Origin of the sequence: Pseudorhodoplanes sp. (assembly GCF_050250235.1) — a bacterium.
In the GTDB taxonomy this organism is placed as follows: Bacteria; Pseudomonadota; Alphaproteobacteria; order Rhizobiales; family Xanthobacteraceae; genus Pseudorhodoplanes.
In genome coordinates this window covers 1-8490 of the sequence record NZ_JBFWPA010000196.1, presented here as the reverse complement: position 1 = coordinate 8490, position 8490 = coordinate 1, and the positions used below count along the sequence as shown (strand labels likewise).

At 64.0% G+C, this 8490-nt stretch carries 9 protein-coding genes; all 9 read left to right on the top strand.

The genetic code is table 11. The annotated features are described in order from the left end of the window. A partial coding sequence (locus AB7F49_RS36010; protein ID WP_428531678.1) for a tripartite tricarboxylate transporter substrate binding protein occupies positions 1-790 on the top strand: 790 nt, incomplete at its 5' end. Continuing rightward, positions 787-1245, top strand: coding sequence for a tripartite tricarboxylate transporter TctB family protein (locus AB7F49_RS36005; protein WP_428531675.1), 459 nt, complete (start codon positions 787-789; stop codon positions 1243-1245). The genes AB7F49_RS36010 and AB7F49_RS36005, both read left to right, overlap by 4 nt. Before the next feature lie 7 nt (positions 1246-1252). After that, complete coding sequence (locus AB7F49_RS36000) at positions 1253-2776, top strand: tripartite tricarboxylate transporter permease (RefSeq protein WP_428531672.1); 1524 nt, start codon at positions 1253-1255, stop codon at positions 2774-2776. Between the two features lie 18 nt (positions 2777-2794). Then, positions 2795-3319, top strand: coding sequence for a carboxymuconolactone decarboxylase family protein (locus AB7F49_RS35995; protein WP_428531669.1), 525 nt, complete (start codon positions 2795-2797; stop codon positions 3317-3319). After that, positions 3312-4508, top strand: coding sequence for a cupin domain-containing protein (locus AB7F49_RS35990; protein WP_428531666.1), 1197 nt, complete (start codon positions 3312-3314; stop codon positions 4506-4508). Before AB7F49_RS35995 ends, AB7F49_RS35990 begins: the two co-directional genes overlap by 8 nt. Positions 4509-4537: 29 nt before the next feature. Then, positions 4538-5563 (top strand): thioredoxin domain-containing protein, encoded by a 1026-nt coding sequence (locus tag AB7F49_RS35985; RefSeq protein ID WP_428531663.1) that lies wholly within the window; start codon positions 4538-4540, stop codon positions 5561-5563. Positions 5564-5996: 433 nt separating this feature from the next. Continuing rightward, positions 5997-6500 carry an IS66 family insertion sequence element accessory protein TnpA gene (gene tnpA / locus AB7F49_RS35980; protein ID WP_428531660.1) on the top strand — a complete coding sequence of 168 codons (504 nt, stop codon included), beginning with the start codon at positions 5997-5999 and terminating at the stop codon, positions 6498-6500. Then, a complete protein-coding gene (tnpB, locus tag AB7F49_RS35975) occupies positions 6497-6853 on the top strand; it encodes an IS66 family insertion sequence element accessory protein TnpB (RefSeq protein ID WP_428531657.1) in 357 nt (118 codons plus the stop codon). The genes tnpA and tnpB overlap by 4 nt, the downstream gene beginning before the upstream one ends. A 72-nt stretch (positions 6854-6925) precedes the next feature. Continuing rightward, positions 6926-8464, top strand: a complete 1539-nt coding sequence (gene tnpC / locus AB7F49_RS35970; RefSeq protein WP_428531654.1) for an IS66 family transposase — start codon at positions 6926-6928, stop codon at positions 8462-8464. Positions 8465-8490 lie beyond the last annotated feature (26 nt).

Below are 8490 nucleotides of genomic sequence, written 5' to 3'. Positions count from 1 at the left end.
GGTGGAGAACCGTGCCGGCGCCGCCGGCGCCGTCGGAACCGCGCTGGTCGCGAATGCCAAACCGGACGGCTACACCCTGCTTCTCACCCAGACCTCGCTGCTGCTCATTCCGGTCGCCGACAAGGCTCTCGGGCGGCAGGCGGCATTTTCCGCGGACCAGTTCGAGCCGCTGGCACGCTTCACCGCCGACCCGATCATCGTTGCGGTTCAGGCCTCGAGCAAGGTCACGAACGTCAAGGACCTGCTCAAGCAAATCCAGGATCAGCCGGGCAAGATGACGTACTCGTCCAGCGGCGTTTTCGGCCCGATGCATGTGCCGATGGAAATGTTCCTGCGCAGTGCGGGCGGCAAGATGCGCCACGTGCCGACCAATGGCGGCGGGCCCGCGATCACGGCGCTGCTCGGCGGGCATGTCGATGTCGGCACCATGGTCGTCGCCGGTGCCACCGCACAGACCAAAGCCGGCAAGATTCGCCCGATCATGACGCTGGGCGCGGAACGCAACTCCGCCTTCCCGGATGTCCCATCGTCCACCGAACTCGGATATCCGATCGACTTCGCCGTCTGGACCGGACTGTTCGCTCCGGCCAAGACCCCGGCGCCGATCCTGGCAAAGCTTGCATCCGAGGTCGCCGCCGCGATTCAGGAGCCCGGATTCAAGGAAGCGATGAAAAACGCCGGCACGCAATTGGTCCCGCTGGGTCGCGATGCGTTTCGAGCCTATCTCGAGAAGCAGACCAAGGAGGTGAACGCCGCAGTCGATTCCATCACGCCCGGAGCCAAGAAGTGACGGCTGCGGTATCGGGTCTCCGGAACCAGCGTGTCGCGGGCGCCGCGCTCAGCCTGATCGGCATCGTGTCGATCGGCCTGTCGCTGCAATATCCGCTCGGCGATGCAACGGAACCGGGACCCGCTTACTACCCGCTGATCCTGTCGGTCCTGCTGACGGCGTTCGGTGCGGTGGTCGCATGGAGAGCGGACGAGTCGCGTCTCGACATTTCAAGCTGGTGGGAAAACGGCCGGCCGCTCGCCATTCTCGTCGTGCTGGCGGCGGCAACCCTTGCGCTGGAACATCTCGGCTTCCGGCTGACGGTCGCCGCCGTGCTGGTCGTACTGCTCGGCGCGCTGGAACGCCGCGACTGGCGCGTGGTCCTGCCGATCGCCGTGCTGTTCCCGGTTGCGACCTACGCATTGCTGCACAACGCGCTGAAGATCAACCTGCCGCTCGGGCCGTTCGGGATCTGACGCCGCGATGTCAATCGTCGAAAGCCTCCTGCACGGCTTCGCCTTCGCGCTGCAGCCTTCGGTGCTGATCTACTGCATCGCCGGCTGCATCATCGGCACGGTCGTCGGCATGCTGCCGGGGCTTGGCCCGCTGGCGGCGATCAGCCTGCTGCTGCCGGCGACCTTCGGCCTCAATCCCGCCGTCTCGCTGATCGTGCTCGCCGGAGTCTATTACGGCGCGATGTATGGCGGCTCCACGACCTCGATCCTGATGCGCATACCGGGAGAGACGGCGTCCGTCATCACCTGCATCGACGGCTACGAGATGACCAAGCGCGGCCGCTCCGGCGCCGCGCTGTTCATCGCGGCGGTCGGCTCCTTCGTGGCCGGAACGATCTCGGTCGTGCTGCTGATGCTGGTGGCACCGACGCTTGCCGAAACCGCGCTGCTGTTCGGTCCGCCGGAAATGACCGCGCTGCTGACCATCGGATTGCTGGCCCTCGCGACCATGAGCCAGGGTTCGGCCTGGGCGACGCTGGCGCTCGCGGCGCTCGGGCTGCTGCTCGGCACCATCGGCATCGACACGATGACCGGCTATACGCGCTTCACGTTCGGCGTCATCGAATTCGGCGACGGCATCGGTCTCATTCCGGTCGCGGTCGGATTGTTCGGTCTGTCGGAAATCATGCTGAGCGCCGCCTCCGCGACCGCGGTCAAGATCAGGGCGCCAAAGCTTCGCGAACTCGCGCCGACCCGCGCGGAATTTACCCGCTCGCTTGCGCCGATCGGCCGCGGCAGCGCGCTCGGCTTCGTCATCGGGCTCCTGCCGGGCGCCGCGCATATCATCGCGTCGTTCATGTCCTATGCGCTGGAGCGGCGGCTGTCGCGCCATCCCGAGCAATTCGGCCACGGCGCCATCGAAGGCGTGGCGGGCCCGGAATCCGCCAACAATGCCGCCGCCAGCGCAGCCTTCGTCCCGATGCTGTCGCTCGGCATCCCGGCGGGTCCGGTGGCCGCGGTGATGCTCGCCGCGATCATGTTCCATGGCATCACGCCCGGCCCCAATTTCATCGTCGAGCATCCGGCGATCTTCTGGAGCTTCGTCGCCAGCATGTATATCGGCAACGTCGCGCTGCTGCTGCTCAACCTTCCGATGGTGGGATTGTTCGTCAACCTGCTGCGCATTCCCTACACCTATCTCTATCCGATCCTGCTCTGCTTCTGCGTCATCAGCGTCTATTCGCTGAACCAGTCGGTCGGCGACGTGTGGCTCATGATCCTGTTCGGCGCCATCGGCTTTGCCATGCGCAAGCTCGGACTCGATCCGGCGCCGGTGGTCATGGGCCTCGTGCTCAGCCCGATCTTCGAATTGTCGCTGCGGCAATCGCTCGCGATGTCGGGCGGCGACTACCTGATCTTCTTCGAGCGGCCGATCACCATCACGCTGTTCTCCATCGTCGCCCTGATCCTGGCGGCGATGGTGATCGGGACCCTGCGCAAGAATCGCGCGACCTGGCGCGACCAGGTCGGCCTGAATCTGACGGATCGATGAAAGGAAAGACCCCGACCGATGGCACGCATTGAGTATGCCGACGAGAACCGCGACCCCGAAGTCGCGGCGTTGGCCAGGCGAATTCGCGCCGAGCGCGCGGGCGTCATGCACAATCTGTATCGCATGCTGCTGCAGAGCCCGCCGGTCGCGGAAGGCTGGCTCGCCTTTCTGACCGCGATCCGGCAGAAATGCCAGTTGCCCGGCAATTATCGCGAGCTGGCGATCCTGCGGATCGCGCTGCTCAATCGCGCGCAATATGAGTACGAGGGACACGTTCCCTATGCGCTGCGCGCCGGGGTCAGGCAGGCGCAGATCGACGCGCTGGAAAACTGGCAGCAATCGCCCGAATACGATCCGGTCGAGCGCATCGTGCTGGCCTACACCGAGTCCATGACGCGCCAGATCCAGGTGCCGGACGACGTCTTCGCGAAGGTCAAGGAGGCCTTTCCGGAGCGGCAGATGGTCGAGCTGACCGCGACCATCGGCGCCTATAACTGCGTGTCCCGCTTTCTCGAAGCCATACGGATCGATTCAGATGTCTGAAGCCCGCCTTGCACCAAGCCCCGTCGCGCCAGCGCGATCGAACCAGACGTTTCGCCGCGTCGTCACCGGTACCGATGCCGGCGGCCGCTCCAGGGTGGTCTGGGACGGCGAGTCCGAAAAGATGCATGCGCCGTCGATGGGTTCCGGCCGCCGCTACACCGATTTGTGGATCTGGAATGAAAGTCCGGCACCGCTGAGCGGCACCAACGACGACGCCAATCTCGGCTACAACTTCCCCGGCCCGATCGAGGGTGGCCATCTGCGCGTGGTCAAGGCCGACGGTCCGCCGCCCGGCTACGATCCGAACAACGACAAGGATTTCGTAGCGCCGCATGCGCCGAAGGTCATTCCGCCCGGACGGATGTGGGATCGCGGCTACAACAACGCGTTCACCTCGCCGATGCACAAGACCGAGACGGTCGATTACGGCATCGTGCTGACCGGCGAGCGCGTGCTCGTTCTCGATGACGTCGAGCTCACGATGCGCCCCGGCGATATCGTGGTTCAGGTCGGCGCCTGGCATCGCTGGGCGGTTCCCGGCAGTGGCGCAACCATGATGTTCGACATGATCTCGGCGCGGTTCGAAGACGGCGAAGCCGGGCTCGGACAGGGCCCGGACGAGACGATTGCCCTGCCTGCCGATTTCAAAATGCCTGCCGGCATTCGTCCGGTCCGCCGGATCGTCACCATCGATCGCGAGCTTGGCAAGTCGTCGCTGGTTTCCGATGGGCCCGCTCCCGACATCTGGCTGGACCCTGCCCGGCCGGGCTTCGCTTCGACGCGGGTCTGGGTCACGGATTCGACACCGGCAAAGATCGTGTTCGAGACCTTGCAGCTGCCGCACCGGATGCTGCCGCCCGCCAACGGTTCGGTCATGCGCTACATGACGCTGCCGCCGGACGAGTCCTGGAAGGGCCGCGTCGGCGAGAGCGAGGTTCGCGCCTATTTCGCAGCGATGGGGGCACCCGGCGCCTCGCGGTTCGGCGAGGGCGCGCACCCCTATCTGCAGCAGACCCGCACCCTCGATTTCTGCGCGGTGATCGAAGGCGAGGTCACGCTCGTGCTCGATAACGAGGAGGTCGATCTGCGCGCCGGGCAGATCGTGGTGCAGCGCGGAACGCGCCATGCCTGGAGCAACCGCTCGAACAAGCCGGTCATCGTCGCGATTGCCGCACACGACGGCCGCTGACCCGCAAACTGAAATTCGGAGACTGCCTGATGTCCCAACGCCTCTCGATGATCTCGGAAGAAGACGCCACCGGCATCGCCAAGGAAGTGATCGAGGCCTCCAATCACATGCTCGGGCGCTCGGCGAACCTGCTGAAGATCATCGCCACGCACAGCCCTTACGTCGCGCGATGGTGGCTCGGTTTCGTCGCCGCGATCAGACAGCCCAATCTCGGATCCTCGACCGACGTGCGGCTGCGAAATCTCGCCAGCGTCAAGACCTCGATCGTCAACGAATGCGCCTATTGCACCGCGCATACGCGCATCCTCGGCGAGTCGCTCGGGCTGTCGAAGGAGGAGTTCGAAGCGCTCCAGTCCGATGCCTACAAGACCTGCGACGCGTTTTCCCGCAGGGAGAAGGCCGCGATTGCCTGGGCCGAGGCCATGACCCTCAACACCGCCAAGCGCGACGCAGCGCTGTGGGAGGAAATGAAGGCGGTGTTCACCGAGACGGAAATCGTCGAAATCTCCATGGCCATCGGACTGTTCAACATCGCCAACCGCCTGAACGACTCGTTCTGGACCGAACTGGAAAGCGACGAATTCAACCGGCGCCAGGGCCGCGCCATGAACGTGACGGTCGAAACGCTCGAGGATTTCGCAGCCACGTTCCGGACGTCCGGCGATCGGCAACGCAAGCGCGGCGCAACCTCCGCAACGCAAGGCAAAGCCACGGAACCAGGCCTGCGCAAGGTGACGGACGCGACTTTCGATGCGATCGCCGTCGGCGTCGCGACCCCGATCCTGCTGGAATTCACCGCCGACTGGTGTGCCTCCTGCCGCGCCGCGGCGCCGATGATTTCTCGCACCTCGCAGCAGCTCGATGGCGACTTCACGGTGCTCGGCGCGTCGATCGACGAGAGCGAAAAACTCGCCGCCCGCTTCGGCGTGCGGAGCATTCCGACTGCCGTCCTGCTGGTGGATTCACAGCCGGTGGCGCTCAAGACCAACCTGTCGCCGTCCGACGATCTCGCGGCCTGGGCGCGCGCTTCACTGGCCAACACCGCGGCGCATTGAGATTTGCGACTGAGAGTGACCTGGCGGCTGTGACCTTCGACGGGTTGTCACCCCTGTCTCAGGCGCGAAATGTTCTTAGGTACGATCGTTCACCCATGTGTGCGGAACGGACCGTTCGTTACTGGCGCGCCGAACAGTGTGCGTCGAACCAGTCTCTAATTCTGCGCGCGCGAAAACAGGGAAAAATACAGGGTAAAATGTCGCAAATTCCGATGTAGGCGGCTTGAGAGCGCAAAAGCTCCTATTTGACGGGCACTTCTGAGCTTTTTCCCTGTGAAAAAAAACAGGGACGGATTTTGCGGATCAGGGAAATTTCGCGAGAATATCAGGGGAGACTTCCCTGTATTGTAAGCGTCCATTTCTCACACACTTGCCCGAAGACTCATGAGCACGATCTGTTCGCGCCCTCGATTTGCAAATTGGGAGAGAACGGATGGCGAGCGAACAGCGACGATGGAAGCGGCAGCACGAGGCTTTCTGGCGAGCGCATCATGAGGGTTGGAAGCGTAGCGACTTGAATCAGCGGCAATATTGCGAGCTTCACGGTCTCCCGCAGAAGGCATTCGAGAATTGGCGTCAGAAGTTCAGAGCCGAGCCGCAACCTCCTGAGCGCAAGCTGCTGTACCGAACCTCCGGCCTAAGACATAGGCTTAGTCACATCGCTAGTCATAGCCTTGGTCATATGACTACGGAGCCGGTGTCGCGGCCGATTGTCCCACCGGCACGTGATGGTCGCCGGCGAGCGTTCAACGAGGAAGACAAACGCCGGATCGTCGAGGAGGCAACGCAGCCGGGCGCCAATCTATCCGCGGTGGCGCGGCATTACGGGATCGCCGTGCGGCTCGTTTTTCGGTGGAAGCAGGAACTTGCCAGTGCAGCCGAGCCGACCTTCATCGCGGTACACATTACCGACAACGACGAGGAGGCCGTGTCATGACACTGCTTCCTCCGAACGTGAAGGTGCACCTGGCATCGAGCTATATCGACATGCGCAAGGGCATCGACGGCCTCGCCATGCTGGTGCAAGGCGTCCTGCATCAGGATCCGTTTACAGGCCACCTGTTCGTGTTCCGGGGCCGGACCAGGGCCAATCTCATCAAGATCATTTATTGGGATGGTACCGGCTTCTGTCTGTTCACCAAACGGCTCGAGCACGGTGTCTTCCTGTGGCCTCCGAGCATCGAGCCTGGCGAGACGCTGTCGTTGACCTCGGCGCAGTTGTCGCTTCTGATCGATGGTGTCGATTGGCGAGTGCCGGAACAGCGATGGCGGCCGGCAGTGGCAGGATGATCGCTGCGGCGGATTGACTCAACATCATGTCGCCTGGTGAGGCAGTCCGCGATTCAGAGTATCTTCCCGCGCATGGACATCGATCTTGCCGCTCTGCCGGACGATGTGGAGACACTACAGCGGCTGGTGCGCTCGCTCGCAGTCGAGCGCACCGCTCTCTCTGATGCCCATGCCGAGATCGAACGGCTGCGGCTGATCATTCAAAAACTCCAGCGTAGTCAGTTCGGCCGCCGCGCGGAGCAGCTCGATGACGATCAACTGCGGCTCGGCTTCGAGGACCTCGAGGCCGACCTCGCCTTCGTTGAGGCCAAGCTTCCTCCAGCGACGGACAAGGCAGACAAGGCGCAGCGCTTCGATCGATCGAGTCTGCCGACACACTTGCCGCGTGAAGACATGCAGCTCGATATCGAACATGAGGCCTGCCCCTGCTGCGGCGGTCTGCTTCATCTGATCGGCGAGACCGTCAGCGAGATGCTCGATCATGTGCCGGCGCGGCTGCGGGTGATCCGCATCCGCCGGCCACGCTATGGCTGCCGGGCCTGCGGGAGCATCCATCAGGCGCCGGCTCCGGAGCGGCCGATCGCCAAGGGCCTGGCCACGCCCGGCCTCCTGGCCCATGTCCTGGTCTCCAAGTATTGCGATCACCTTCCGCTCTATCGGCAGAGCCAGATCTTCGCCCGGCAGGGTGTCGAACTCGATCGCTCGACGCTGGCCAACTGGGTCGGCGGAGCAGTCTGGTGGCTTGAGCCGCTGCAGGCGCGGCTCGCCGAGCATGTGTTCGCTTCGCAAACACTGTTCGCCGACGACACGCCGATCCCGGTGCTCGATCCCGGCCGGGGCCGCACCAAGACTGGCCGGCTCTGGGTCTATGCCCGGGATGATCGACCCTGGAACGGACCGGAGCCGCCAGCAGCGGTTTACTTCTACAGCCCGGATCGTCGCTCCGAGCGCCCCGCTGCTCACCTGGCGAAGTTCAAGGGCATCGTTCAGGTCGATGGTTATCCCGGCTTCGAGCGGCTCACCGACCGCGGCGACATCATGCTGGCAGCGTGCTGGGCGCACGCACGGCGCAAGTTTTACGACGTGCATGAGGCAACCAGATCGCCTATCGCGGCCGAAGCGCTCAGCCGTATCGCCGAGCTCTATGCGATCGAGGCGACCATTCGAGGCCAATCGGCCCAGGCACGGCTGGTGACGCGACGTATCAGGTCGTTGCCGCTAGTCCAGACCATGAAGGTCTGGCTCGCAGCCCAGCTGAATCGGATCCCGCCAAAGGGCGCTCTGGCCGACGCCATCCGTTATGCGCTGGCCCGTTGGGAAGCTCTCTGCCGGTTCCTCGGTGACGGCCGTATCGAGCTCGACAACAATACCGTCGAACGCGCCATTCGGCCGATCGCGCTGGGTCGCAAGAACCATCTGTTCGCCGGCTCCGACGGCGGAGCGGCCCGATGGGCGGTTATCGCTTCTCTCCTCGCCACCGCCAAGCTCAACGATGTCGAGCCCTTCGCCTACCTCCGGGACGTGCTGGACCGCATGTCCAACGGCCACCCGATGGCCCGGCTGGACGACCTGCTGCCCTGGAACTGGGCCCGAATAACCGCCGCAGCCTGAGCGACGTGTTAGGAATGGACGGTTAC

Excerpts from the sequence above, each read along its gene's own strand:
- AB7F49_RS36000 (WP_428531672.1), top strand. The coding sequence starts at position 1,253 with ATGTCAATCGTCGAAAGCCTCCTGCACGGCTTCGCCTTCGCGCTGCAG.
- AB7F49_RS35995 (WP_428531669.1), top strand. The coding sequence starts at position 2,795 with ATGGCACGCATTGAGTATGCCGACGAGAACCGCGACCCCGAAGTCGCG.
- AB7F49_RS35990 (WP_428531666.1), top strand. The coding sequence starts at position 3,312 with ATGTCTGAAGCCCGCCTTGCACCAAGCCCCGTCGCGCCAGCGCGATCG.
- AB7F49_RS35985 (WP_428531663.1), top strand. The coding sequence starts at position 4,538 with ATGTCCCAACGCCTCTCGATGATCTCGGAAGAAGACGCCACCGGCATC.
- tnpA (WP_428531660.1), top strand. The coding sequence starts at position 5,997 with ATGGCGAGCGAACAGCGACGATGGAAGCGGCAGCACGAGGCTTTCTGG.
- tnpB (WP_428531657.1), top strand. The coding sequence starts at position 6,497 with ATGACACTGCTTCCTCCGAACGTGAAGGTGCACCTGGCATCGAGCTAT.
- tnpC (WP_428531654.1), top strand. The coding sequence starts at position 6,926 with ATGGACATCGATCTTGCCGCTCTGCCGGACGATGTGGAGACACTACAG.